The organism is Promicromonospora soli (assembly GCF_014653785.1).
Lineage (GTDB): Bacteria > Actinomycetota > Actinomycetes > Actinomycetales > Cellulomonadaceae > Promicromonospora > Promicromonospora soli.
Genome location: NZ_BNAS01000001.1, coordinates 245049 through 269730 on the forward strand (window position 1 = coordinate 245049; position 24682 = coordinate 269730).

Annotated in this window: 18 protein-coding genes and 6 tRNA genes; 7 read left to right on the forward strand and 17 right to left on the reverse strand. The window is 71.2% G+C overall.

What is annotated here, in order from left to right; translation table 11 throughout:
* Nucleotides 1–7 precede the first annotated feature (7 nt).
* Genes IE250_RS01095 through thrS form a run of 4 tightly spaced genes read right to left on the reverse strand, consistent with a single transcriptional unit; the run spans nt 8 to nt 4244 of the window.
* Nucleotides 8–961 carry a phosphatidylinositol mannoside acyltransferase gene (locus IE250_RS01095; protein WP_189667431.1) on the reverse strand — a complete coding sequence of 318 codons (954 nt, stop codon included), beginning with the start codon at nt 959–961 and terminating at the stop codon, nt 8–10.
* A complete protein-coding gene (pgsA, locus tag IE250_RS01100; protein WP_189667432.1) occupies nt 961–1617 on the reverse strand; it encodes a phosphatidylinositol phosphate synthase in 657 nt (218 codons plus the stop codon). Before pgsA ends, IE250_RS01095 begins: the two co-directional genes overlap by 1 nt.
* A complete protein-coding gene (locus tag IE250_RS01105) occupies nt 1617–2195 on the reverse strand; it encodes an HIT family protein (RefSeq protein ID WP_189667433.1) in 579 nt (192 codons plus the stop codon). The genes pgsA and IE250_RS01105 overlap by 1 nt, the downstream gene beginning before the upstream one ends.
* A 21-nt stretch (nt 2196–2216) precedes the next feature.
* Nucleotides 2217–4244 (reverse strand): threonine--tRNA ligase, encoded by a 2028-nt coding sequence (gene thrS / locus IE250_RS01110; RefSeq protein ID WP_373301550.1) that lies wholly within the window; start codon nt 4242–4244, stop codon nt 2217–2219.
* A 170-nt stretch (nt 4245–4414) separates the two neighbouring features.
* Between thrS and IE250_RS01115 the strand changes: the two genes are divergently transcribed.
* Together IE250_RS01115 and IE250_RS01120 are read left to right on the forward strand one after the other, a co-directional pair.
* Nucleotides 4415–6184, forward strand: coding sequence for a cation:proton antiporter (locus IE250_RS01115; protein ID WP_308434099.1), 1770 nt, complete (start codon nt 4415–4417; stop codon nt 6182–6184).
* A gap of 9 nt (nt 6185–6193) precedes the next feature.
* On the forward strand, nt 6194–6898 hold the full coding sequence (locus IE250_RS01120; protein WP_189667434.1) for a tyrosine-protein phosphatase: 705 nt from the start codon (nt 6194–6196) through the stop codon (nt 6896–6898).
* A gap of 96 nt (nt 6899–6994) precedes the next feature.
* Here IE250_RS01120 and IE250_RS01125 read toward each other — a convergent pair whose 3' ends face one another.
* From IE250_RS01125 to IE250_RS01150, 6 genes are all read right to left on the reverse strand, one after another.
* Nucleotides 6995–7552 (reverse strand): hypothetical protein, encoded by a 558-nt coding sequence (locus IE250_RS01125; RefSeq protein WP_189667435.1) that lies wholly within the window; start codon nt 7550–7552, stop codon nt 6995–6997.
* A gap of 143 nt (nt 7553–7695) precedes the next feature.
* A tRNA-Val gene (locus IE250_RS01130) sits at nt 7696–7770 on the reverse strand.
* A gap of 1 nt (nt 7771) precedes the next feature.
* Nucleotides 7772–7842 (reverse strand) — tRNA-Cys (locus tag IE250_RS01135).
* 27 nt (nt 7843–7869) lie between these two features.
* Nucleotides 7870–7941, reverse strand: a tRNA-Gly gene (locus tag IE250_RS01140).
* Nucleotides 7942–8130: 189 nt separating this feature from the next.
* Nucleotides 8131–9012, reverse strand: a complete 882-nt coding sequence (locus IE250_RS01145) for a S1 family peptidase (protein ID WP_189667436.1) — start codon at nt 9010–9012, stop codon at nt 8131–8133.
* Between the two features lie 232 nt (nt 9013–9244).
* Nucleotides 9245–10159, reverse strand: coding sequence for a S1 family peptidase (locus IE250_RS01150; protein WP_189667437.1), 915 nt, complete (start codon nt 10157–10159; stop codon nt 9245–9247).
* Between the two features lie 56 nt (nt 10160–10215).
* On the opposite strand from IE250_RS01150, the gene IE250_RS01155 reads away from it, so the two are divergent.
* Together IE250_RS01155 and IE250_RS01160 are read left to right on the forward strand one after the other, a co-directional pair.
* Entirely contained in the window at nt 10216–10614 is a 399-nt protein-coding gene (locus IE250_RS01155; protein WP_229872036.1) for a PPOX class F420-dependent oxidoreductase, read from the forward strand.
* A gap of 198 nt (nt 10615–10812) precedes the next feature.
* The gene (locus IE250_RS01160; RefSeq protein WP_189667439.1) at nt 10813–11391 is read left to right on the forward strand and encodes a dihydrofolate reductase family protein; all 579 of its coding nucleotides are present in this window, start codon (nt 10813–10815) and stop codon (nt 11389–11391) included.
* Nucleotides 11392–11449: 58 nt separating this feature from the next.
* On the opposite strand, the gene IE250_RS01165 is transcribed toward IE250_RS01160, so the two are convergent.
* The 3 genes from IE250_RS01165 to IE250_RS01175 all read right to left on the reverse strand — a co-directional run bounded on the left by IE250_RS01165 (nt 11450) and on the right by IE250_RS01175 (nt 11745).
* Nucleotides 11450–11524 (reverse strand) — tRNA-Val (locus IE250_RS01165).
* Between the two features lie 13 nt (nt 11525–11537).
* A tRNA-Cys gene (locus IE250_RS01170) sits at nt 11538–11608 on the reverse strand.
* A gap of 65 nt (nt 11609–11673) precedes the next feature.
* Nucleotides 11674–11745: transfer RNA gene (locus tag IE250_RS01175), tRNA-Gly, on the reverse strand.
* Nucleotides 11746–11938: 193 nt separating this feature from the next.
* On the opposite strand from IE250_RS01175, the gene IE250_RS01180 reads away from it, so the two are divergent.
* Complete coding sequence (locus tag IE250_RS01180; RefSeq protein ID WP_189667440.1) at nt 11939–13039, forward strand: chorismate-binding protein; 1101 nt, start codon at nt 11939–11941, stop codon at nt 13037–13039.
* A 7-nt stretch (nt 13040–13046) separates the two neighbouring features.
* Here IE250_RS01180 and IE250_RS01185 read toward each other — a convergent pair whose 3' ends face one another.
* On the reverse strand, nt 13047–16595 hold the full coding sequence (locus tag IE250_RS01185) for a discoidin domain-containing protein (RefSeq protein ID WP_189667441.1): 3549 nt from the start codon (nt 16593–16595) through the stop codon (nt 13047–13049).
* A gap of 359 nt (nt 16596–16954) precedes the next feature.
* Between IE250_RS01185 and IE250_RS01190 the strand changes: the two genes are divergently transcribed.
* On the forward strand, nt 16955–18712 hold the full coding sequence (locus IE250_RS01190; protein WP_189667442.1) for an HNH endonuclease signature motif containing protein: 1758 nt from the start codon (nt 16955–16957) through the stop codon (nt 18710–18712).
* A gap of 50 nt (nt 18713–18762) precedes the next feature.
* Here the strand turns inward: IE250_RS01190 and IE250_RS01195 are convergent, their stop codons facing one another.
* The 3 genes from IE250_RS01195 to IE250_RS01205 are packed head-to-tail and all read right to left on the reverse strand — an operon-like array spanning nt 18763 to nt 23609.
* Entirely contained in the window at nt 18763–20469 is a 1707-nt protein-coding gene (locus tag IE250_RS01195) for a glycoside hydrolase family 43 protein (RefSeq protein ID WP_189667443.1), read from the reverse strand.
* Between the two features lie 9 nt (nt 20470–20478).
* On the reverse strand, nt 20479–22656 hold the full coding sequence (locus IE250_RS01200; protein ID WP_189667444.1) for a glycoside hydrolase family 36 protein: 2178 nt from the start codon (nt 22654–22656) through the stop codon (nt 20479–20481).
* A complete protein-coding gene (locus IE250_RS01205) occupies nt 22653–23609 on the reverse strand; it encodes a family 43 glycosylhydrolase (RefSeq protein ID WP_229872037.1) in 957 nt (318 codons plus the stop codon). Before IE250_RS01205 ends, IE250_RS01200 begins: the two co-directional genes overlap by 4 nt.
* A 52-nt stretch (nt 23610–23661) precedes the next feature.
* Here IE250_RS01205 and IE250_RS01210 point away from each other — a divergent pair, with 52 nt between their 5' ends.
* Entirely contained in the window at nt 23662–24681 is a 1020-nt protein-coding gene (locus IE250_RS01210) for a LacI family DNA-binding transcriptional regulator (RefSeq protein ID WP_189667446.1), read from the forward strand.
* Nucleotide 24682: the final 1 nt, after the last annotated feature.

Genomic DNA, 24682 nt, shown 5'->3' on the forward strand with positions numbered 1-24682 from the left:
ATGGTGATCATCCGGTCTCCTGACCGCCGGCCGAACGCTGGCGGGCGGGGCCGAGGTCGGCGACGAACACGCGCTGCAGCATGTGCCAGTCCTGGGTGTGCTCGACGATGGTCTGCGCGACCTGGTCCACCCAGCCCTGCGTGAGGAGGCGCGCCCGCTCGTCGCGCGGCAGCCCGGCGTCGGGCACGGGCAGGGGCGGGTAGAACCGGATGACGATTCCCCACGGCGTCCCGGCCGCCCGACGGCGGGCGCCCCGGAGCCGCTCGTAGTTGATCCCCACTGCGTGCACGGGGACGCCGGCCTCCAGGCCGAGCAGCGCCGGCCCGGCCGCCACCCGGGCGCGGTGTCCGGCGAGGTCGACCTCGATGCCGGTCGAGGCGAGATCGCGGTCGCTGAGCAGCGGGATGAGCTTGCGACCCTCCTTGGCCCCCCGGACCAGGGCGCCGAGCACGTCGCCGTTGCCCAGGGCCAGGACGTCGATGCCGAGCGAGCTGCGGAACCGCACGAACTCCTCGAACAGCTCGTCGGGCTTGAGCCGTTCGGCGACGGTGAGCACGCTCGCGAGGTACTGGGAGCCGTACGCGCCGGCCAGGTCCCAGTTGCCGAGGTGGCCCAGCGCGAGCGCGGCGGCGCCGCCGCCGTCGACCACCGGCCGCACGTGCTCGTCGTAGCCCTCCACGCGCACGCGCGCCAGTAGCCGTTCCGGCGTGACGCCCTGGAGGGTGAACGCCTCCCGGAAGTAGCGCATGTAGCTGCGCATGCCGGCCCGGGACAGCCGGCGGACCGCCGCGGCGTCCAGGTCCGGCCGGACCCGCGCGTAGTTGGCCTCCATGCGGCGCACGCTCTTGGTGCGGCGCAGCCAGGTCACGTCCGCCACGACCGTGAACAGGCCCCGGAGCACCGGCTCGGGGACCTTCGTGGCGTTCCGCCACGCGAACGTGAACACCGCCGCGACGTTCATCAGGCCCCCTGGCCGGCCGGCGGGTCGTCGCGCGGAGGGACCATGCGCCGCGTGAGCTGCGCCCGCACGGTGGCGATGCGCTGGAACACGGTCACGAGGCTCGCGAGCGCCAGCAGCGTGAGCATCACCTCCAGCACCACGACCGGCAGGCCGACCTGCATGAACGTGATCGGGACGAGCGCCAGCAGGAGCCGGTCGGCGCGCTCGGCTATGCCGACCTGCGCGGTAGCACCCACACTCTCTGCCCGGGCCCGCGCGTACGGGACCACGCTGCCCAGCACCAGGCACGCGAGCGCGGCCGAGATGCCCCACAGGCCGTGGTGCTCGTCGGGGTGCAGCACGAACCAGAGCGTGATCCCGGCGAACACCGCGCCGTCCGACACGCGATCCAGCGTCGAGTCGAGGAACGCGCCCCACGGGCCCGAACGCCCGGCCATGCGCGCCATCAAGCCGTCGAGCGAGTCGAAGAGGACGAAGAAGCCGAGGAGGAGACCACCCACGAGCGTGTGCCCGGTGGGCAGCAGCGTCAGGGCCACCACGGTGACCACCACTGTGCCGGCGATGGTCACGGCGTCCGGCGAGACCCGCAGCGCGAGCAGCAGCCTGGCCAGGGGCGTGAACAGCGTGATTATGAACGAACGCAGGCCCCGCAACATCAGTTCTCCTCTCCGCCGCCGCCCCCCGCGGACGTCCATGCCTCCGCGAGCCGGCGGCGGGTGTCCCCCAAAAGCTCGGGCAGCGCCTTGGTCTGGCCCACCACGGGCAGGAAGTTGGCGTCGCCCAGCCAGCGTGGCACCACGTGCTGGTGCAGGTGTGCCGCGATGCCCGCGCCCGCCACCTCGCCCTGGTTGATACCAAGGTTGAAGCCTGCGGGCGCGTACACCGCGCGCGACACGCGCATGGCCTGCTGAGTCATCTGCGCCAGCTCGACGGTCTCGGCCGCTTCCAGGTCCGTGTAGTCCGACACGTGCCGGTACGGGAGCACCATCAGGTGCCCCGAGTTGTACGGGTACAGGTTCAGCACCACGTAGCACAGCTGCCCGCGGGCGACGACGAGGCCCAGCTCGTCGTCGCCCGCCGGGATGCGGCAGAACGGGCACGTCTCGATGGTCGAGTCGCTGGGCCTGTCCTGCCCACCGATGTAGACCATGCGGTGCGGCGTCCAGAGTCGCTGCAGGCTGTCGTGCGGCGGGCCGAACCCAGCCGGTGACTCGGAGATGGGATCGCCGCTCATCGGATGACCATCGAAGGCCCGTCAGACCTGCACGCGGTCGCGGACGGCGGCCACGATGCGCTCGATCGCGTCGGCGACCGGCACCCCGTTCTCCTGCGTGCCGTCGCGGAAGCGGAATGAGACGGCGCCCGCCTCGGCGTCCTCCCCGCCCGCTATCAGGACGAACGGGACCTTGTCCTTGGCGGCGTTGCGGATCTTCTTGCCGAACCGGTCGTCCGACAGGTCGATCTCGGCGCGGATGCCCTGGGACCGCAGCTGAGCGACGACGTCCTTGAGGTAGTCGTCGAACGCGTCGGCGACGGGTACGGCGAGCACCTGGACGGGCGCCAGCCACGCCGGGAACTGGCCGGCGTAGTGCTCGATGAGCACGCCCATGAACCGCTCGATGGAGCCGAACTTGGCCGAGTGGATCATCACGGGCTGCTGCCGCGAGCCGTCGGCGGCGGTGTACTCCAGCCCGAAGCCCTTGGGCTGGTTGAAGTCGTACTGCACGGTGCCCATCTGCCAGGTCCGGCCGATGGCGTCCTTGGCCTGCACGGAGATCTTCGGGCCGTAGAACGCCGCGCCGCCTGGGTCGGGCACGAAGTCCAGGCCGGTCTCGCGCGCGACGTCCTCGAGGATCTTCGTGGCGGTGGCCCAGTCCTCGTCGGAGCCGACGAACTTCTCCGGCTTGGAGTCGTCACGGGTGGACAGCTCCAGGTAGAAGTCGTCGAGGCCGAAGTCGCGCAGCACGCTGAGCATGAAGTCCAGCAAGTGCTTCACCTCCGCCGGCGCCTGCTCGGGGGTCACGTAGGAGTGCGAGTCGTCCTGGGTCAGGCCGCGCACGCGGGTCAGGCCCTGCACGACGCCGGACTTCTCGTACCGGTACACCGACCCGAACTCGAACAGGCGCAGCGGGAGCTCACGGTAGGAGCGGCCGCGCGAGGCGAAGATCAGGTTGTGCATCGGGCAGTTCATGGCCTTGAGCCGGTACTTGGACCCCTCGAGGTCCATCTCCGGGAACATGGTGTCCGCGTAGTAGGGCAGGTGGCCCGAGGTGTGGAACAGCCCGTCCTTGGTGATGTGCGGCGTGCCGACGTAGGAGAAGCCCTCCTCGATGTGCCGCTGGCGGACGTAGTCCTCCATGACGCGCTTGATCACACCGCCCTTGGGGTGGAACAGCGGCAGCCCGGAGCCGACCTCGTCATGGAAGCTGAACAGGTCCATCTCCGAGCCGATGCGCCGGTGGTCGCGGCGCTCGGCCTCGGCCAGGCGCTCGAGGTGCACCTTGAGCTCGTCCTTGCTGGGCCACGCCGTGCCGTAGATGCGCTGCAGCATCGGGTTCTTCTCGCTGCCGCGCCAGTACGCCGCGGCCGAGCGCATGAGCTGAACGCCGTTGCCGATCAGCCTGGTGGACGGCAGGTGCGGCCCGCGGCACAGGTCCTTCCAGACCACGGCCTCGGTCTCGCGCCCGGCGCCACGCACGTTGTCGTAGATGGTCAGCTCGCCGGCGCCGACCTCGACGTCGGCCCCCTCGCCCGCCTCCGCGGAGGAGCCCTTGAGGCCGATCAGCTCCAGCTTGTAGGGCTCGCCCCCCAGCTCGGCGCGCGCCTCGTCCTCGGTGACGACCCGACGGCGGAACGTCTGGCCCTCCTTGATGATGCGGCCCATGATCTTGTCGAGGGCCTTCAGGTCCTCGGGCGTGAACGGCGTCTCGACGTCGAAGTCGTAGTAGAAGCCGTCGGTCACGGGCGGGCCGATGCCCAGCTTCGCGTCCGGGTTGACCTGCTGCACCGCCTGCGCCAGCACGTGCGCGGCGCTGTGCCGCAGCACGGCCAGGCCGTCGGGCTCGCCGATGGTCACGGGCTCGACCTTGTGGCCTGCCGGGATCTCGCGGTCGAGGTCCCACAGCTCGCCGTCCACGCGGACGACGACCACGTCGCGGCGCTCGCCGTACAGCTCGACGCCCGTAGTCGTGGCCGTGGTCGTCGTCGCCTCGGTGGAGGCCTGCGCCAGGGTCTCGCCACCGGCGAGGTTGATGGGGCTGGGCGGCGATGCGACGTCGGACACAGGAGTGCTCCTTGGGGGGAAACGGGAAGAAACGGATCGAGGGGCCCCGTCCACTGAGACGGTGCCCCTCGATCGTACCGATTCAGTTCCGGTCCCGTGCCCGCCGGTCGCGCCGGTTGCCGACGGCGGCGAGGTCGGCGCCGGCGGCCGCCGTCTCGTAACGTCAGGCCGTGGAGTACGTGGAGTACCTGACCATCGCCGTCGTCGCGGCGATCCTCGTCATCGCCGTGACCGCGCTCGCGCCCCGGGCCGGGGTCGCCTCGCCCCTGGTCCTCGTGGTGCTCGGCGCCGGGGTGAGCCTGCTGCCGTGGGTCCCCGCCGTGGAGGTGCCCCCCGAGCTGATCCTCGGCGGCGTCCTGCCGCCCCTGCTGTACTCCGCGGCGGTCGGCCTGCCGTCGATGGACTTCCGGCGCGACTTCACGGCCATCGGCGGCCTCTCCGTGACGCTGGTGGTGATCAGCTCGGTGCTGGTCGGGCTGCTCTTCCGGCTGCTGGTCCCCGGGATCGACCTGGCCACGGCGATCGCCCTGGGCGCGATAGTCAGCCCGACCGACGCCGTGGCGACCTCCATCGTGAAGCGGCTCGGTGCCTCCCCGCGCAGCGTCACGATGCTCGAGGGCGAGTCCCTGCTCAACGACGCCTCCGCCCTGGTGCTGCTGCGGTCGGCGATCGCTGCGACGGCAGCCACGGTCAGCCTGTGGGAAGTCGTGGGCGACTTCGCGTACGCGGCGGCGGTGGCCGTCGCGATCGGCGTGCCCGTCGGCTGGGTGGGCCTGCGGGTGCGCAAGCGCCTGCGGCACGCCGCCCTCAGCACCGCCATGTCGTTCGTCGTCCCGTTCGTCGCGTACCTGCCCGCTGAGGAGCTGGGCGCGTCGGGACTGGTCGCCGTCGTCGCGGCGGGCCTCGTGACCGGCAACGGGTCGGCGCGGCACCTGCGGCCGCAGGACCGCATCGCCGAACGGTCCAACTGGCAGACCGTCGAGCTCCTGCTCGAGGGCGCGGTCTTCCTCGCGATGGGGATCCAGCTGTTCGACCTCGTCGAGGACGCGGAGCGCGGCAGCGGCTCGGTCTGGCACGCCGCCGTCGTTGCGGCGATCGCGAGCGCGGCGGTGCTCCTGGTGCGGGCGGCGTTCGTGACCCCGCTGATCGGCATCCAGGGCCGCCGGGCGCGCCGCGGCGAGGCGGTGCGGGAGACCCTCACCGGCATCCAGGACCGCCTCGACGAGCGGGCCGCCGCGGCACCGCCCACGGGCATCGAGTCCACCGAGGGCACGGGCCGGCGCTCGCCCGCGGCCCGCCTGGAACGCATCCAGGGCACGCTGCGACGCCGGAGGGCCGACATCGACTACGTCCTCGCCAAGCCGCTCGGATGGCGGGAGGGCACCCTGCTGGTGTGGGCGGGCATGCGCGGCGTCGTGACGCTCGCCGCCGCGCAGACCCTGCCCGCGGAGACGCCCGACCGGTCGTTCCTGGTCCTCGTCGCCTTCGGCGTCGCGTTCGGCACGCTCCTGGTCCAGGGCAGCACCCTGCCGTGGGTGGCGCGGCGGCTCGGGCTCGTCGGGCAGGACACGACCGGCGACCTGCCCGCGCTGCGCCGGGAGACCGAGCAGGCGGCCCGCGCCTTCCTCGCCGAGCCCCGCCGCCCCGACGGCACGCCGTACGACGCCGGGGTCGTCGCCCGGGTGCGCAAGGACACGTTCCGGGAGCACGAGTCGCAGGACGAGGACGCGGTGCTCACCAGGGAGCGCTTCATCCAGTACCGGGAGCTGCGGCTGGCGACCATCGCCGCCCAGCGCACCGAGCTGCTCGCCGCCCGCTCCGCGGGCACCTACGACTCAGCCCAGCTCGGCAACGTCCTGGACCTGCTCGACGCCGAGCAGATAGCCGTCGAGATGCGCAAGGGCAAGAAACCGATACGCAACGACGAGCCGGAGCGCTAGCCTCCGGACGTGACGGAATACATACCGCTCCACCTCGACTGGCCGGGCTGTCTCAACGTGCGTGACCTGGGCGGACTCCCGCTCACGGGCGGCGGCACAATCCGCGAGCGCGTCCTGGTCCGCTCCGACTGCCCCAGCTACCTGACCGACGACGGCGTCGTAGCCGCAACCGACTACGGCCTGTCGCGGATCATCGACCTGCGCCGCCCGGACGAGATCGATCGGTGGCCGAGCAGGCTCGGCGGCCTCCCCGCCCACCTCCACCTCCCGGTCCAGGAGCCCGACGACCCCGAGGAAGGGCCGTGGGTCCACCTGTACGCGGGGCTGCTGGACCGGCGTCCGGAGCTGTTCGCGCGCGCGGTCGCGGCGGTCGCCGACGCGCCCGAAGGGCCTGTGCTGGTGCACTGCGCCGCCGGGAAGGACCGCACGGGTCTCGTGGTGGCGCTCGCGCTCACCCTCGTCGGGGCCGACGCCGACGCGCTCGCCGACGACTACGAGATCACCAACGAGCGGCTCGCTCCCCGGTACGCCCAGCTGGCGGACGAGCCCGACTACGACCGGCCCGTCGGCCGCCTCGTCCCGCCCACCCGGGAGGTCATCCTCGGGGCGCTGGAGCACCTGCGCACGCGGCACGGTTCGGTCGAGGCGTACCTGGCCCAGGGCGGGCTCACCCCGGGGCACGTGCGGGCACTGCGGACCCGGCTGGTCGGGTGACCTGGTCGGGTGACCTGGTCGGGCGAGTTGGTCGGACGGTCGGATGTGACGGTCGGCTGTGACGGTCGGCTGTGACGCGAAGACCCCGAGAGTTCGTCATCTCACCGACGGCGCGCGCGACAGCACACGCACGACGGCCTTGATGCCGGCGGCTGCATCGTCCGTGTGCGCCCAGGCGGGATGCATCCGAGATGCTCGTTCGAGTATGAAGCGCTGCAGCGTGATGGCCTGCCACCCGATGCGACGCACCGCCGGTGTGATGTGACCGCGGATCTTGAGCTGCCCGATCGCGACACCGATCGCCGTCTGCGCCGCCGCGTCCACTATGTGGTCGACCTCGTCGGGCACCGCCTTGGCCCAGGCACGAGCGTCGTCGGAGTCCGCACTCCACAAGTCTGTCGGCACGTCGAATTCGTAAGCGACGAACGTCTCAGCAAGGAAGCGTGGTACGTCGTCGTCCCGTCCGCCGGCGACGTACCAGTCTTCGAGCGACCCGAGGATGTCGTGGCCGCTGTCGTTGCCGAAGGGCGCGAACTCGTCCGTCCCGGAGTAGAACGACTCCGGAACGATGGCTACGTACGCCGGATGACTCGCCTCTGGCGCGAGTCCTTTGACGTAGATGCCGAACCTGCGCCAGTACGTCCAGGGATACACAGCGAGAACCTACCGCCCTGCTCCAGACAATCAGGAACCCCTCCTTCTCGACCGGGCTCCTCCTGGCCACGTGCGTCACCAGCGCCAGACATGCAAAAGGCCCTCTGACCTGCGTTTCCGCTGGTCAGAGGGCCTTGCCTTGCTGGTGGGCGATACTGGGATCGAACCAGTGACCTCTTCCGTGTCAGGGAAGCGCGCTACCGCTGCGCCAATCGCCCGAGGTGGGTACGGGATTCGAACCCGTGTGTACGGCTTTGCAGGCCGCTGCCTCGCCTCTCGGCCAACCCACCGTGCTCCCCACCCAAAAGCGGGTATCGAGCGGATGACGGGACTTGAACCCGCGACCCTCACCTTGGCAAGGTGATGCTCTACCACTGAGCTACATCCGCGTTGCCACCATCCTGGACCCTTTCGGACCCCCGTGGTGACGCTCCGGAAGAGTAGTTCACAAACGGCGTGCCGGTCCAATCGAAAATGCCGTGCCACCTGCGCCATGCCCGAGGGCCCGGAGCAGAACGCGGGCGGTGCCCCGGAACTGTCCGGCGACACCGCCCGCGCAGGTCAGGCGCGGTCGGTCGTCAGTAGATCGACACGCCGTACGCGCTCAGCGCCTCGGTGACGGGCTGGAAGAACGTGGTGCCGCCGGTGGTGCAGTTGCCGCTGCCGCCGGAGGTGATGCCGAGGGCGATGGTGCCGTCGTAGAGGGCGCCGCCGGAGTCGCCCGGCTCGGCGCAGACGTTGGTCTGGATCATCCCGCGCACGCGGCCGCTGCCCTGGTAGTTGACGCTGACGTTGAGCGCGGTGACGGTCCCGGAGTGCACGCCGGTGGTGGAGCCGTCACGGGTGACACGCTCGCCCACGTAGGCGTTTCCTGCGGTGTAGCCGCCGGGGTGGGTCAGCGAGGTGTTGTCGTACCGGACCAGTGCGTAGTCGTCGCCGGGGAAGCTGGAGGCCACGGTGGGGCCGATCAGGGTGCTCTGCGCCGAGTTGGCGTACCAGGTGGGAGCCACGTCGCCGCAGTGCCCGGCGGTGATGAAGTAGTACTGGCCGCCGCTCTGGACGTTGAAGCCCAGCGAGCAGCGGTACCCCGAGCCGTAGATGGCGTCGCCCGACCCCAGCAACGGCTTGAAGACGCCGGAGGCGCGCTTGATGGTCAGGTCGTCGGCGTCGGCGCCGGCCGCCTTGCGGACCGCCTTCAGCTCGGCCGCGGAGACGGTCGAGTCGGCGGTCACCACCACCTTGCCGGTCGCGGTGTCGGTGTACCAGGCGACGCCGTCGACGTCCGCCTTGCCGACGGCGGCGTGCACCGTGGCGAGCTCGGCGGAGGTCGGCTTGTCGGGCGCGGCGGTGGCCGCAGGCCCCGCCATGGTGGATACCGCAAGCCCGAGGCCTGCTGCGAGTGCGATCAGACGGGCCCGCTTCGCGGAGCGGGGGCGGAGTGTGGTGCGAATGAACCTCATTGCATCCTCCTGGGGTGAGGGGCCCGCTGGCGGCAGACCCAGCTCGGCAAGGACGGGTCACGTCGCTCACCGTCTCGCTGGGCGCGAGTATTGCCCCTCCCCAATTCACCCCACAAGACCCCAAACCGAATGTAACCGACCGGAAACGAAATTGGCTTCCTCAGAGCCGTTTCACCCGGCACGGCCCGACACCCTCGGGCCACTGCCCGCGCAGGTCAGGCGCAGCTGGTCGTCAGTAGAGCTTGACGCCGTATGCCTTGACCACCTCGGCGACGGGTTGGTAGAACGTGATGCCGCCGGAGGGGCAGTCGCCGGCGCCACCGGACGTGATGCCGATGGCCCTGCGGCCCCTGTACAGAGGGCCGCCCGAGTCGCCCGGCTCGGCGCAGATGTCGGCCTGGATCATGCCCCGCACCACGATGCCGCCCCCGTACCTGACGGTGACGTTGACCGCGGTGATCGTGCCGGAGTGCCGACCGGTCGTGGAGCCCTCACGGGTCACTCCCCGGCCCACCCAGGCATGCCCCAGGATGTATCCGCCGGGCCGCTTCAGCCCCGTGGGGTCGTACTTGACGAGCGCGTAGTCGTTGTTCGGGTACCAGGAGCCGACGGTGGGGCCGATCCGCTTGGTCTTGGACGAGTTGGCGTACCACATGGACACCTTGTTGCCGCAGTGTCCCGCGGTGATGAAGTAGTGCTTGGCGCCGCTGCGGACGTTGAAGCCCAGGGAGCAGCGTGTGCTCCGGCCGTAGACGGGGTTGCCGGAGTACATCGCCAGCATCGGCTTGAAGACACCGTCGACCCGCTTGATGGTCAGGTCGTCCGCTCCGGCCCCGGCCTCCTTGCGGACCGCGTTCCGCTCGGCCGCGGAGACGGTGGAGTCGGCCGTCACGACCACCTCGCCGGTGGCCGCGTCCGTGTACCAGGCGAGCCCGTCGACCTCCGCCTCGCCGACGGCGGCGTGCACCTCGGCCAGCTCGGCGGCCGTCGGCTCGTCGGGCTCCGGCGAGCTTGTGCGGCCGTCGGGCTCTCGCGAGGCTGCCGGCCCGGTCATGGCCGACGTCACGAGCGCGACCAGCGCGACGAGAGTGATGAGACGGGCCGGTCTCGTGGCGACGGAGCCTGGCGTCGTGGGAATGAACCTCATGGCAACCCCTTCAGGTAGGCGAGTTCGGCCGTCCACGAGGGGCTATGTTCAGCGGCATGAGTGCAACCGACATCATCCCCGCCCACCTGATCCCGCTCCTGGAAGCGCCGAACTACGCGTTCCTCGGCACCATCCGTCCGGACGACACGGTCCAGGTCAACCCCATGTGGTTCGATTTCGACGGCGAGACGCTGCGCTTCACACACACCACGTACCGCGCCAAGTACCGCAACCTGCAGCACAACCCGTCGATGAGCCTCGCGATCCTCGACGATAAGAACGTATTCAGTTATGTCGAGGTCCGGGGCAAGCTGATCGAGGTGATCCCCGACCCGACCGGCGAGTTCTACGTGCATCTGGGCAAGCGGTACGGCAACCCCGACCAGCAGGCGCCGGCGGACAGCGCCGACCGCGTCATCCTGGTGATGAGCATCGAGCACTACACGGCGCAGTAGGCACACCTCGCGAGAACCGGGCAGAGTGCCACGTTCCACGATCAACTACGCCAAATCACCAAGATCCTTGTTGTAATGCTCCCGCCAAATTTAACCCGCACGGCTCGCTTGAGCGACGTGGGAGCGACACGATGACTTTCCGTCTCGCCGTCGGTCACCACAGGTAGCGCACCCCGACGGAAGACAAGGGAGAGACCGATGCCGAACCTCATGGTGGACTTCATCATCTCGCTCGACGGTTACGCGTCCGCGGAAGGCTGGCCCGGCTTCTGGGGCATGGAGGGGCCCGAGTACCTGGAGTGGGTCACCTCCGGACCCGAGTACGAGCACACCGCCCTCATGGGTGCGACGACGTACCGGCTGATGTCCGGGTTCGCCGCCAAGATGCCCGACGATCCTGGCATGGCCGCCATGAACGCACTGCCCAAGGTGGTGTTCTCCTCGACCCTGAAGGCACCACTCTCGTGGGCCAACACCGAGCTGGTCCGCGAGGACGCCGTCGAAGCCGTCCGGGACCTGAAGCAGAGCTCCTCGCGGCCCCTGCGCACGATCGGCAGCCTCAGCCTGTGCCGGTCACTGCTCGCAGCTGGCCTGGTGGACCGCTTCCGGGTGGGCGTGTTCCCGGTGATCACAGGCGCCACCGGGAAGGAGCGCATCTTCGACGGGTATCCCGACGTCGCCCTCGACCTGGTCGAGAGCCGCACGTTCGACGGTCGGATCCAGCTGCTCGAGTACGTGCCCCGGGTGCTGGAAGGACCGCCCGGCGCCAGTAGCTGAGCGCCGCCGCGCCGGAACACGGCGAAGGCCCGGACCGTCAGGTCCGGGCCTTACGCGCTGGTGGGCGATACTGGGATCGAACCAGTGACCTCTTCCGTGTCAGGGAAGCGCGCTACCGCTGCGCCAATCGCCCATGCTGCACTGCGAGGTGGGTACGGGATTCGAACCCGTGTATACGGCTTTGCAGGCCGCTGCCTCGCCACTCGGCCAACCCACCAACTCGGCCAACCTACGACCTTGGGGTGCTCTCTTCAGCCGAAGAATCACGAGAGCGGCGTTCCGAGCGGATGACGGGACTTGAACCCGCGACCCTCACCTTGGCAAGGTGATGCTCTACCACTGAGCTACATCCGCGAAGCCGGGCATCCTGGGGTTTCCCCCGGCGTTCCGGCGCGTTCTGAACATTAATCGAACGGGGGGCGAACCGTCCAATCGCGCACGCCGCCCGTACCGTTGTCCCGTGTCCCCCAGTCCGGCTCATCCGCCCGCAAACCGCACTATCCCACCGGTTCCGTCCCGCCCCGGAGTCCCCACATCTCTTTCCGACGTGACAGGCGACACCGGCTGGGCGAGCTTCGCGGGACGCATCGCCACGGACGCGGTCGAGTGCGTCGATGTCCTGGCCGAGCCCGAACGGCTCACGACGGGCACGTGGTTCGTCGTCGCCGACTTCGAAGCCGCGGCGGGGAACCGCTCCGGGACCGGCTCGCAGGGCCGCGCACGCGCCTGGCGGTTCGCCCAGGTGCACGACGCCGAGGCCCCGCCCGCCACCACCTGGAACGGACCGGCACCCGACGCATGGACCTCCTCCATGGACCAGACCACCTACGAGGCAGCCGTCGACCGGGTGCGCGCCTATGTCCGCGAGGGCGACGTCTACCAGGCCAACATCTGCCGGGTGCTGTCGGCGCCGCACGCCGGCCCGGCCGGCGCAGAACCCGACGCCTGGGCGCTCGCGGCCCGGCTCGCCGCGGGCAACCCGGCGCCGCACGCCGCCGCCGTCCACGTCCCCGCTGCTTCCGGGTTGGACCCCGTGTGGGTCGTGAGCGCGTCCCCCGAGCTGTACCTGTCCCTGCGGGACGAGCCGGGCGGGATCGGACGGGTCGTGGAGTCGGGCCCGATCAAGGGCACCGCGCGCGATCCCGACGGGCTCACGGACAAGGACCGGGCGGAGAACGTGATGATCACCGACCTCGTGCGCAACGACCTGCAGACCGTCTGCCGCCCGGGCACGGTCGAGGTCACCTCGCTGCTGGAGGTCGAGGTGCACCCGGGGCTGGTCCACCTGGTCTCGCGCGTGCGCGGCGTCCTGTCCGACGACGTCGCGCGCTCGGGTGAGCTGTGGCGGCGGCTGCTGGCCGGCACCTTCCCGCCGGGTTCGGTCTCGGGCGCGCCGAAGTCGAGCGCGCTGCGGATCATCCGCGAGCTGGAGCCCGTGCCGCGCGGCCCGTACTGCGGCGCCGTGGGGTGGGTGGCCGACGGCGAGGCCTCCCTCGCCGTCGGCATCCGCACGTTCTGGTGGGCCGACGGGGTGCTCCGGTTCGGCACGGGCGCCGGCATCACCTGGGGCTCCGACCCGACGGCGGAGTGGCACGAGACGGAGCTCAAGGCGGAGCGGCTGGTCTCGCTGGCGTCGGAGCCCCGGTGACGTCAGATCAGGACTCCTCCAGTGCGGCCACGGCCGCTGCGAGCTCGTCGGTAGCGGCGTCCACCTCCTCCTGACCGGGGTCCGCGTCGTCCGCACGGAGCGCCAGGCCCGCATCGCGGGCGGCGGCGAGGCGCTGCCACGACTCCGGGGTCCAGTCCGCGGCGACCAGGTCCGCGGTCTCCGCCAGGTACAGGTCGAGCCCCGAGCGGTCCACGGTGCTGGTGACGAGCGCCACCTCGGCCACGTTCGTGTTGCCCGAGGTGGCCAGCACGCGGATCGCGCCCGTGTCGACGGGCTCGGGCAGGTCGATCTGGTTCCAGCCCGCCGCCGCGCCCTTGACCGTGGCGAAGGTCTGCCAGGTCTGGCCGCCGTCGGCGGATCCCTGGAACTGGATCCCCTCGGCGCGGCTCACATGGGTGGACCGGGGCACGTACCGCACCGACTCGACGTGGAAGGCCGTGCCGTCGTCGGGAACGACCTGGACCCAGCCGCTGGCCAGCTTCGTGTCGGTGAAGGTGGCCGGGTCGCCGTCGAACATCGCCCAGCCGTTGCCTGCCGCGTCCCGGCTGCCGTCCCACGACGGCGTGCTCGCTGTCACCCACGCCTGCTCGACGGAGGCGAGCTCGGGCGTCGGCGGTTCGAGCAGGTCCCAGGCGCCGAGAACGCGCTGAGCGAGGGCCGTCTCGTCCGCTCCCGGCTCCACGGCCGCACGGACTGCCTCGACCTCCCGCGTGAACAGCACCACCGACCCACGGGAGTAGCCCGACAGGTCAGCGGCCTCCGCCTCGGTGAGCAGCATGTCCAGGCCGGCTTCGATCCGCTCACCGTCGATCCGGAAGTCCGCGAGAGTCCAGATGACAGCCGGGTACGCCGGATCCGTCGGCACGCCGGGCTCATCGATCTGGAGCTTGAGGTACCGGAAGGCACTGTCGCGCTCCTCCTCGCGCACCGCGACCTGCTCGATGTCGGTGTCGTCGCCCGCGTTGGGATGCTCGGTCAGCAGCGTCCAGGCCTGGCCGTCGGACGACCCGTAGACGTTCGTGCCCTCGGCCCGGTTGGGGAACGTGTCCCGAGCCAGGAACCCGAAGCCGTCGGCCCGGACGCGGTAGCCCGGTCCGAAGTCGAGCACGACGCTCGGCACCCGCAGGTCGCCCCAGGTGGACTGGCTGTCCCCGTCCGTCAGGGCCAGGAGGGTACTCGGCGTGATCTGGGCCGAGGAGACGATGCGGGAGAAGTCGAGCGTGTCGTCCGGCAGGCGCGGGTCGAGCAGCTCCAGGTCCGCGACGGCCAGCCGCAGACCCTCCAGCAGGACCCCGAACGCTGCCGGGCCGGCGCCGTCCACGGCGTCCAGCGCGGCGACCTGCGCCTCGGCGACCGGCGTCCAGCTCGCGGTCGTGTATGCCGCCGGTTCCGCCAGCCCGTCCAGGAGCGCGGCCACCGCGCCCGCCCGGTCCGGCGCGACGGTGAGGGAGACGGGCAGCGCCGTGTCGGCCTCGTCGTCGGAAGCGACGACGACGAGGTCTTCCACGCCCCGCCTGCCGTCCGGCGTCCACGCGAACGTGCCGTCCGCCGAGACCGCCGCGCCGCGTGGCGCGTCCTGGAGCGCCAGCGAGAAGTCGCCGTCGGTGTCGGTCACCCCGAGGTCCCTGGTGTAGGGCTCGCCGGCCACGGCAACGGCGTCCAGCGACGCGCCGTCGGCGAACACTGGTGGGGCGAGGGTCCCGTTCGCGTCGGCGAGCAGGCCCGCGACGTCCACCTGGGTCTGACCCCCGGTCGCGCGGAGCACCACGAGGTTGGCGCCGGCGTTCGGCACCTTCGCCAAGGCGACGTCGAACCAGACGTAGCGCCACCGTCCGTCGGTGTCGGGGAGCTGGACCGTGGTGAACGGCTCGTCGTACGAGGTCCGGGAGACCTCCAGGGTCGCGGTGGCCTGGGTGCGGACCCGCACCCCGACCAGCGCCGTGCTGCTGCGGTCGCGGTACACGACGCGACGCACGGCCACCTCGGCGTCGTCCTTCGTGGCGTCCAGCCGCACGAAGCTCTCGCCGGCGTCGTCGGTCAGCTGCTTGGCGCCCTTGCCGAGGGTGTGGCCGAACTGCTCCAGAGGGAGCTCTGGCCCATCACCCAACGGCGGGACGGTCACGTCCTGGTCGGCGAGCGCGGGTGGGAACGCCACCCAGTACTCGGCTCCGGTGAAGTCCGAGCCGGCCTCGTTCCAGAAGTTCGAGACTCCCGTGCCGTAGCGGTACAGGGGCCCGTCGCCATGCTCATACATCTCGGCGACGAACGGCGCTTCCTTCTCGACGTCCACGCCGGCGACGTACTTGTACTGGTAGTACAGCTCGTTCAGCGGCTCGCGCAGGCGTCCCCGGTAGGCCTCGGAGAGCTTCCCCGATCCGCCGGAGGTGTCGATGTAGGGCGGCTCCTCGCCCATCATGTAGGCGGCGAAGACGTCGCCTCCTTCGAGGATGCGGTTGTCCAGGAACTCGTACGGGGTGACGGCGTCCGGCGCGGTCGAGACCGTCCCGTCCGCGGGGTCGATCTGGGTGCCCTGGTTGTGCACGATCCGGGCCAGGGCCGCCAGGAGGTCGACGTCGCCCTCGGCGTGCGCCTGGTCGCGGCCCATCTCCACGTGCTGGACGAAGTCCTTGCCGTACGGGTTGAGCGGGTCGTCCTCGTCGATGGTGCGGAAGAGCGCGGCCAGCGATCCGTTGACGTCCCCGCCGTTGATCGTGTGCTCGCTCTCGTAGCCCGCGTTGACGGTGAACCACTCGACGCGCTCGGCGTACAGCTCGGCGTCGTCGAGGAAGATCGCGGCGGCCACCATGCCGATCACGCCGTACAGGTGCTGGTTCCACAGGCGGTTCTGGGAGAACAGGAACGTGTCGAGCACCGGGCGGACGAGGTTGTCCTCGATCCGCTGCTGGTCGCGCTCGGTCCAGCGGAGGTCGTAGCCGTCGAGCTCGTCGTTCACCGGCTCCGTGGAGCGGATTATCTCGGCGGCGACCAGCGTCTGGTACAGCGGGACGCCCGTGTGGATGTGGGCGTCGGGGAAGTACTGGTACTTGGCCGGGTCCAGGCTGCTCCAGGTGCGGATCACGTGCAACGCGTTGGCCCGGTAGACCTCGTCGCCGGTGACGACATACAGCAGCGCCTGCGTCATCGCGCCGATGCTGTCGGCGTGCTGGCGGCTACGCATGCTCGCGGTGTTGTAGGCGACGGCCGTCGGCTGGTCGTCGGCCGGCCCCTGGATCGACGCCTTGAAGTCGACGGCAGCGAAGCGCGTCTGCTTCATGGCGTCGTAGTAGCTCGCCCACGGCTCGACGCCGGCGAGCACCTGGGTCCGCATGTTCTCGAGGTTGTCCGCCGTCAGCCCGACGCCGGGGTGCGCGAACCCCGCGTCGCTCAACGTCTCGTGGATCTCGACGGCCTGCCCGGCCGACGGGCCGACGTCGGCCACCGCCCCGGGTGCCGGGACCACCCCCGCGGCCAGGACGGCCGCCGTGCTGATCAGTGCCGCGGCCCTCGAGCGCAGCCTGGACGTGCGTTGCCTCATGGTGTTCCCTTTCACGGCCGCAGCTCTGCGGGCCGAGCGCGACCTGGGGCCGCGCCGTCGTCACCTCGTCGTGATCGGGATATCGTTATCCCAGGAAGACGTTATCCCGATGCCACCGACGAGCACAAGGGGTCCTGGGACGCGTCCGCGCGACCTCTCAGGTGCTTGGAGAAGCTCAGCTCGGGTTGGTGATCCCTGTGGCACTGCCGAGGACGGTCACAGCTATCGCACAAGGTCAATCGTGCCTCGAAGAGTTATCCACAGATTCCAGATAGCACTAGCAGGTCATACGAATGTTCGAGAGAATGGGGTCAGCGAATAACAAGGGATCAGCGGACAACGGGTGGGGGTGGTGACTGGTGGAGCAGTCGACGAACGGCACGGCCAGTGGCATGCCGCCGGCGGAGTCGATCGAGGAGGCGCTGGCCCGGATCGAGAACGCGATGGACGATCTGGCGGACCTGACCGGTCCCGAGGTGCTGGACGGGTGGAACGTGCCGAGCGTCGCGCGTCTGGCCGAGGCGCACACGCGAATCCGTCGGGTGACGGGTCGTCTGGACGGGGTGCGGTACACCCTTCTACCGCGGATCGAAGCCGAGGGCTCGTGGCGTTCGGGCGGCATGGCCCGCACGTTCACGTCGTGGCTGCGGGTGCGTGAGGGAGTGTCGGCGTCGACCGCGAGCAAGGACATGACGATGGCACGCCGCCTGGCCACCGCACTCCCGGTGACCCGGGAGCGCATGGTCGCCGGAGACCTGGGTGTGGATCATGCCCGGGTGATGACGGAGGTCGCGCCCACCAGCGAGACGCGTACGGACGCGTTGGCCTGGCTGATCGACACCCGCACCGGAGAGACGACCACACCGGAGCAGTTCGTGCAGACGGTCGCGGTGGACTTCCCCGACCCGGTCGAGGACCCGGACGGTGACCGCACCCGTGAACTGTTCACCGCGGTGCTGGAGGAGGCGGTGGCGGTGGGGACGTTGGTGACCGGGGAGGGCATGGTCCTGCGTGAGGCGACCGTGCTGAACGCGGACCAGTTCCGTATCGTGGCGCGCCGGTTCGCATCGGTGACCGACCCGGACACCGACGACGCCGAGGACGACAAGGCCGCGCAGGGCGAGTTCCTGGACCTGGCCAAGACCTTCGGCGGGTATCACGTGGCGGGCTTCTTGACCGATGAGCACGGCCTGCTTTTGACTACCGCGATCACCGCGGTCATGGGTGCGCCCGCTGCCGAAGACACCCGTACGGCTGGGCAGCGTCGTGCGCAGGGGTTGGCGGACGTGGCCCGCGTGGTGCTGGACACCAACCAGGCTTCCCCCGGGGCGGCGATCGCGGCGCACCTGAACGTGACGGTGTCCTGGACCGAGCTGGTCACCCAGGTCACGCGGACCCGGGACGGCCTGTGCCTGACCTGCGGACAGTCCACGCCCACACGCACGAACCAGGCAGGCACGGCAGGCACGGCGGGCGCGGCAGGTGCCGCGGGCACGACCGGCGCGGCAGGCGCTGGCGGTACGACGACGGCGGGCTCGGATGTAGCAGGCTGGGGTGTGGCAGGCACGGCGGCGGTGTCCCGGTTGCTGTCAGCGGGCGGTCCGGTTTTCACCGAGACCGGTGGCCGGGCACCACGGGCGTTGCTGCGCAGGCTGGCGTGTGACAGTGCGGTCACCCGGATCGTGTTCGGGCCGGATGGTGCCGTGCTGGATGTCGGGCGTGCACAGCGGACGGTGTCGGGGCAGATGCGTCGTGCGGTGATCGCGCGGGATGAGCATTGTGTGTATCCGGGGTGTGATCAGCCGCCGTCACGGTGCGAGGTCCACCACGCGGTACGGCACTGGGCCGACGGCGGCCAGACGTCGGTGGCCAACAGCGCCCTGCTGTGCTGGTTCCATCATCAGCTCGTCGACGCGCGTGGCATCACCATGCACTGGACCGGCAAGCCTATGACCGGCACCGGGGCCGGGGTGCTGGTGGAGACCGGGTGGGTCTTCACCGATGCCCGCGGGCACCGCATCCGCCTGCCTGAAGCCATCGACGTCCTACCCCCGCCGGGCACCGACCTGCCCGCGGACCAGACCGCGGAGCCACCGCCGGCCGCCGAAGCCGCCTGACCTACGGGTCGGCGGCCCGGCAGCCTGACCAGGACAGCAGGTCCCGCGAGTCAGCCACCCGGCATGGCACTCCGGTGCCGGAGGGCCCAGTCGGAGAAGTCCGCGGTGAAGGCGCCGTCGACGAGGTCGACCACGCTGATCCCGACGAAGGCGCCTGTGAACCGCAGGCTCGGGCCGAAGTCGTCGGAGAGCTCGCTGAAGTCGACGTCCGGCCCGACCTGTGCCCACGGCCCGCCGCCGCCCGCCGACCACAGGCTCGCCGTGGCGCCGTCGATCTGCGCCCGCAGGCGGACCGGCCCGCCGTCGAGGTCCACGGTGTCCAGCACCCGGGCGCCGTCCGGGTGCCCGTGCACGAGGACCAGCACGCGGCGGCCCCGGCCCCCCTGCCACTGCTGGCCCGCCTGGGGCTCGCCCTCCGGCTCGGCCCACGTCACGTGGAGCTGGTAGTACGACGCAGTGCCGTACCAGAGCATGAGCCCGGCGGACTGGGTGAACGTCGTGGGCTCGGCATCGACAGTGACCTCGACCTCGGCCCGGTGCTCGGTCAGCCGCTGGGCAAGGAGCGACTGCTGCCACAGCGACTCGGCGGACAGCCGGCCGCGCAGCCGCAGCGTGTCCGGTCGGCCAGGCACGTGCTCCACCCAGTCCCCCGCCGGCTCACGCAGCGTCGACCAGGGCCACGCAGGCGCGACGTCGAGCCCGCCCGGCTGGTCGAGCTTCCGCTGGTCGAGCCTCCGCTGGTCGAGCTTGTCGAGACCCGGGTCTCGACCGGCCACCCCAGCGGGATCGAGACGGGCAGCGGCGACGTCCGGCACCTCGACCTCGGTCTCGGGATGCCAGCCGCCCTGCGCGAGCCGCGGCCAGCCGTCCGTCCAGACCACCCGCTGCACCGCCGTCTCGCGGCCGAGCGTGTTGCGAGGCCCGGCGGGCGTCTGCAGCGGCCGGGCCGCCAGGTGCGTCAGGTACCACTCGCCCGACGGCGCCTGGACCAGCTCGCCGTGCCCGGCCTTCTGCAGCGGGACCGCCGGGTCGTCCCTGGAGGTGAGCAGCGGGACGTCGTCCACGTCGTAGGGCCCGGTCAGCGAACGGCTCCGGGCGACGAGCACACCGTGCTCGACGCCGGTACCGCCCTGGGCGAGCAACAGGTAGAACCAGCTGTCCTTGACGGTGATCTTGGGCCCCTCGACCAGCTCGTCACGCTGGATCAGCAGGCGGGTGGGCCCCACGGCGCGGACGCGGTCGACGTCGGGCACGCCGCCGGTCAGCGGGACGTCGAGCTCGGTGAGCACTATCCCGTCGAACCGCCGTCCGCCGACCCGCGAGTCGTTCTGCAGGTTCAGCAGGTAGTGCCGGCCCTCGTGGTGCAGCAGCGACGGGTCGAACCCATGGCCGGGCAGGCGCACGGGCTCCGACCACGGGCCGCCGACGTCGGCCGCCGTGCACAGGTACGTCTCCAGGTCGAAGTGCCGCGTGCCGAGCGAGCGGACTATCGAGTACACGACCCAGAACACGCCGTCGGAGTGGCTCAGGGCGGGCGCCCAGATCCCGGCCGAGTCGGGCACCCCGAGCAGGGACCGGCCGGGGGCGGCGGTGTCGACCGCCCCGGCCGGCTCCCAGTCCGCGAGGTTCCGCGAGCGGTACAGCGGGATGCTCGGGAACCATTCGAACGAGCTGGTGGCGAGGTAGTACCAGTCGCCCACGCGGATCACCGAGGGGTCGGGTGCAAATCCGCGCACCACGGGGTTGACGAGACGCACGGGTCCTCCTCAGCGTGGGGTGACGGTGACGCGCAGGAGTCGCGCCGTCATCGGGGCGGGCAGCTTGATCTCGAGCGAGCAGCCGTCGTCGGCAACGGCGATCGAGTCGTCGTGCCAGGCCGGGTAGAGCACCTGGACCTCGCCGACCGCGCGCAGCCCGGGCAGCGCCAGCCGGACGACGTCGGCGCCGCCCGGCTCGGTGCCACGCCGGCTGACGGCGAGGTAGAGGTCCGTGCCGTCGAGGGCGCCCAGGACGACCCACGGGTCCCGCCAGCCGGGCAGGCCGAGCGGCCAGACCGGTACGGATCGGGCAATCGCGGGCCGGACCGTCCGGTAGACGGTGAGGGCGTCGCGGACGACGGCGCGCTGCGGCTCGTCGAGGGTGTCGATGCGTCCCGTGAGGTGGACCCGCGACAGCATCGCGGTGACGAGGGAGAAGGCAAGCTCCTCCTGGCTCATCGACCCCTCGACCGAGGCCCACACGCCGGACTGCTCCGGCGTGATGGCGAGCGGCGCCGCCGCAGCCACCGGTGGCACGAGCCGGAAGTCCTGCTGGTCGGTGAGCGACTGGACCGGGAACACCGACCCGCTCGCCGCGTCCATGCGTGACCCGCCGGCGGCGCAGCCCTCGACCACCAGGCCGGGGTGCCGGTCCATGACGTCCGCCGCCCAGGCCAGATGCGCGCGGCTGTGCCCGAGGAGCCCGGCGCCCACCGCCTCTCCCGAGCCGCCGTCGGTCCCGGGGCCGGTGTCGACGTTGTAGTCGAGCTTGAGGTACTCGAGGCCGAACCGGCCGACGAGGCGGTCCACGACAGTGTCGACGTGGGCACGGGCCGCGGGGTGGCGCAGGTCGAGCTGGTAGCGGCCCCACTCGGCGACCCGCCGGCCGCCGCGCTGGAAGAACGCCTCGTCGGGCAGCTCGTCCGCAACCGGGCTACGCACCCCGACGACTTCGGGCTCGAGCCAGAGCCCGGGCTTCATGCCGAGCTCGCGGATGCGGCCGATGACGGCGTCGAGCCCGCCGCCGGGGAACCTGCTCGTGGACGGCTCCCACGCGCCGACGGAGTCCCACCAGCCACCGGACTCGTCGTCGTACCAGCCCGCGTCGATCACGAAGTACTCGGCTCCGAGGTCCGCGGCCGCCTCGATGAGCGGCAGCTCGCGCTCCGTCGTCGGGTCGGACATCAGCGCGTTGAGGAAGTCGTTGTAGATCACGGGGAGCCCCGTGTGGTCCGGGTGCGGACGCCGGGCTCGCCGGCGGTGCGCTGTCAGCGCCGCCGCCAGCGCACCGAGGGTCGTGTCGACGTCGCCCGCTCCGGGAACTACCGCGAACGCGACCGGGACGGTGGTGAAGGTGTCACCCGGAATCAGCTCGGCGGCCCACTGGTGCTCGTGCGACGTCGGGCCGAGCACAGCGAGGTAGACGTCCCCGTACCGGTCCCCCAGCTCCGCGTGCCAAGCGGAGCTCGACTCGATCTGCCAGCCCAGCATGCGGCCGGTCCGCAAGTCCTCGACGATGCCCAGCGGAAGGTGCTCCGACGTCGACCAGGCCCCGGTCGACGTGAGGCTGACGCGGTTCTTCGAACCGACCTGGTTGAACCGGGTCATACCCACGTCGTAGAGGCCACGCTCGGACAGGGTCGAGCGCCGCCAGCGGAACTCGCCGCTCCAGGGGTTGGCCGCCTCCCAGACGGCGAGCTCGTCCTCCCACCGGGCGCCGTGGCCCAGGCCGGACACGACCCCGGTCGTGGCGTAGTCGACCGCCACCCCGCGATCCGAGGACAGCTCCGCCCAGGAGCGCAGCACGGGGATCCCGTCGGCCAGCTCGAGGTGGACCACAGCGTGCAGGCCCGACGTCTCGTCCGTGAGCTCCAGGCGCAGCCGCCGCAGCGTCTTCTCCCGGTCCTCCGCGATGCCGGTGAGCCGCATCCGCTGCGCGGCCGCGCCGTCGACGTGCCGCTTGCCCGAGGTGCCGACCCGGCCGTCGCCGGCAAGGGCGACCTCGAGCACGGGCAGCGCGGACCGGCGCAGGCCGAGCTGGTCCGGCCCGTCCTCGGCCGTGTGCCACAGCGCCACCAGACGCGGGGTCGTGTGCGGCCCGTGGGCGATCAGGAGCCGCAGGACGTCGTTGCCCCACTCGACGTTGCTCTCGGTGTCGTCCGCCAGGCCCGGAAGGGTGACGCTCATGCGATCACGCCGGTGACGGTGTCGATCGTCCACTCGTCCCGCCACTCGAGCTCGGCGGCGCCGCCCCCGATCCGCACCGGCAGCCACACCGGCGCGGAGTGGAACAGGTCGTCCCTGTCCCACCTGTCGCCGACATAGACGTGGCTCGTGGTCTGCGAACCCTGGACGGTCACAATCGTCGAGATCTGCGAGTCGTACGTGGCCGACCCGGGCGGCGCGATGTCCGCCCAGTCGCTCCACGGCCCGGCGAGCGCCGACGCCGTCGCCACCTTGTTGTCGTTCGTGGACCAGCCCGTCAGGTCCGAGCCGAACAGGTAGTAGAGGCCGTCCACCTTCACCAGCGCCGGCGACTCGTACCCGTGCGGGCCCGCCGGGTGGTCGCTCGGCGGCGTGAGCGTCGTCGAGACGATCTCCTCGACGGCCAGGTAGTCCGCGGACAGCCGGTAGATGTGCAGGCCGTGCTCACGGTCCTCCGAAAGCAGGTACCCCGTGCCGTCGTCGTCCGCGAAGACGCCGATGTCCCGGCTGATGTTGCCCAGCGGGCGCTCGCTGCGCAGGTAGGTGTACGGGCCTTCGGGCCGGTCGGCCACCGCCCAGCCCACGCGGGCGTAGGAGTAGTCCTCGGACTCGACGTGCAGGAACATCACGTACGTCCCGGCCGGGTTGCGCAGCACCTTCGGCCGCTCGATCACCCGCCCGGGCGCGAGGTCGGGGACGTCCGGCGAGACCGGCAGGGCGTGCCCGTGTGCGGTCCACGTGGCGAGGTCCGTCGACGAGTAGCAGGCCACTCCCCCGAACTTCCCCGCGTTGGTCTTGTCCTCGCCCCAGGCGTAGAACCTCCTCCCGAACTTCTGGATGCCGACGCCGTGCAGCTGGGCGACGGCGCCCTGGTCGTCGACGAAGAGCCGTCCTGGTGCGATGACTTCACGTGCGGCTCGCGGATGGGTGGACACACAGTCTCCTAGATCGGGGGAAAACGTTATCATCTGAAGTATGCTCGGCCTTATGGCCAGTCCGAAGCCGTACCGCGCACCCGTCCTCGCCGATGTCGCCAGGGCGGCGGACGTCTCAGTGCCCACCGTGTCCCGAGTCCTCAACGGCTCGAAGTACGTGGCGCCCGACCTGGCGCAGCGGGTGAACGAGGCAGTGCAGGCGCTCGGGTACCGCCCGAACGGCGCAGCCCGCTCGATGCGGTCCGGCCGGCGGACACTCGTGTCGGTCCTGGCCGGGGCGACCGCCAACTACGGCTACGCGCGCACGCTCCAGGGCGTCGAGACCGCCGCCCGCCGTGCGGGCATGTCGGTCTCGATCACCGTCGTGGAGTCCGGTGAAGACGAGCACGTCCGCGCTGCGATCGACCTCACGCTGGCGCAGCCGACGGCGGGCGTGATCGTCCTCGAGTTCGACCGCGCGGGCATCAACGCCGCCAAGGCGCTGCCCGAGGGCCTGCCCGTCGTCGTCGCCGGCGGGGGTTCGCGGCGCACCGGCCAGGTCCCGGCCGCCCTGATCGACGAGCGCGCGGCGGGCCGCCAGGCCACCGAGTACCTGCTCCACCTCGGCCACCGGACGGTCCACCACATCGCGGGACCCACCGAGGGCAAGCACTCGGGCCGCACCGACGGCTGGCGCGCGGCCCTCACCGCCGCCGGCGCCCCGGCCCCGCAGATCATGCGGGCCGACTGGGACGCGAGCGCCGGCTACCGCTGGGGCGAACGGATCGCCGGGATGAGCGACGTCACCGCGGTCTTCTGCGCCAACGACGACATAGCGCTCGGCCTCATGCGCGCCCTGTCCGACCGCGGCATCGACGTCCCGAGGGACATCTCCGTGATCGGCTTCGACGACCAGCCGCTGGTCGCCCTGTGGCGCCCCTCCCTGACCACCGTGGACCAGGACTTCGAGGACCTCGGCGCCCGCGCGTTCGGCCTCCTGTCCCAGGTGATCGGCGGGGAGCCGGACGCGGCGTCGTCGGTCAAGGCGCCGCAGCTGGTCGTGCGGGAGTCGACCGCTCCGCCGAAGGGCTGAG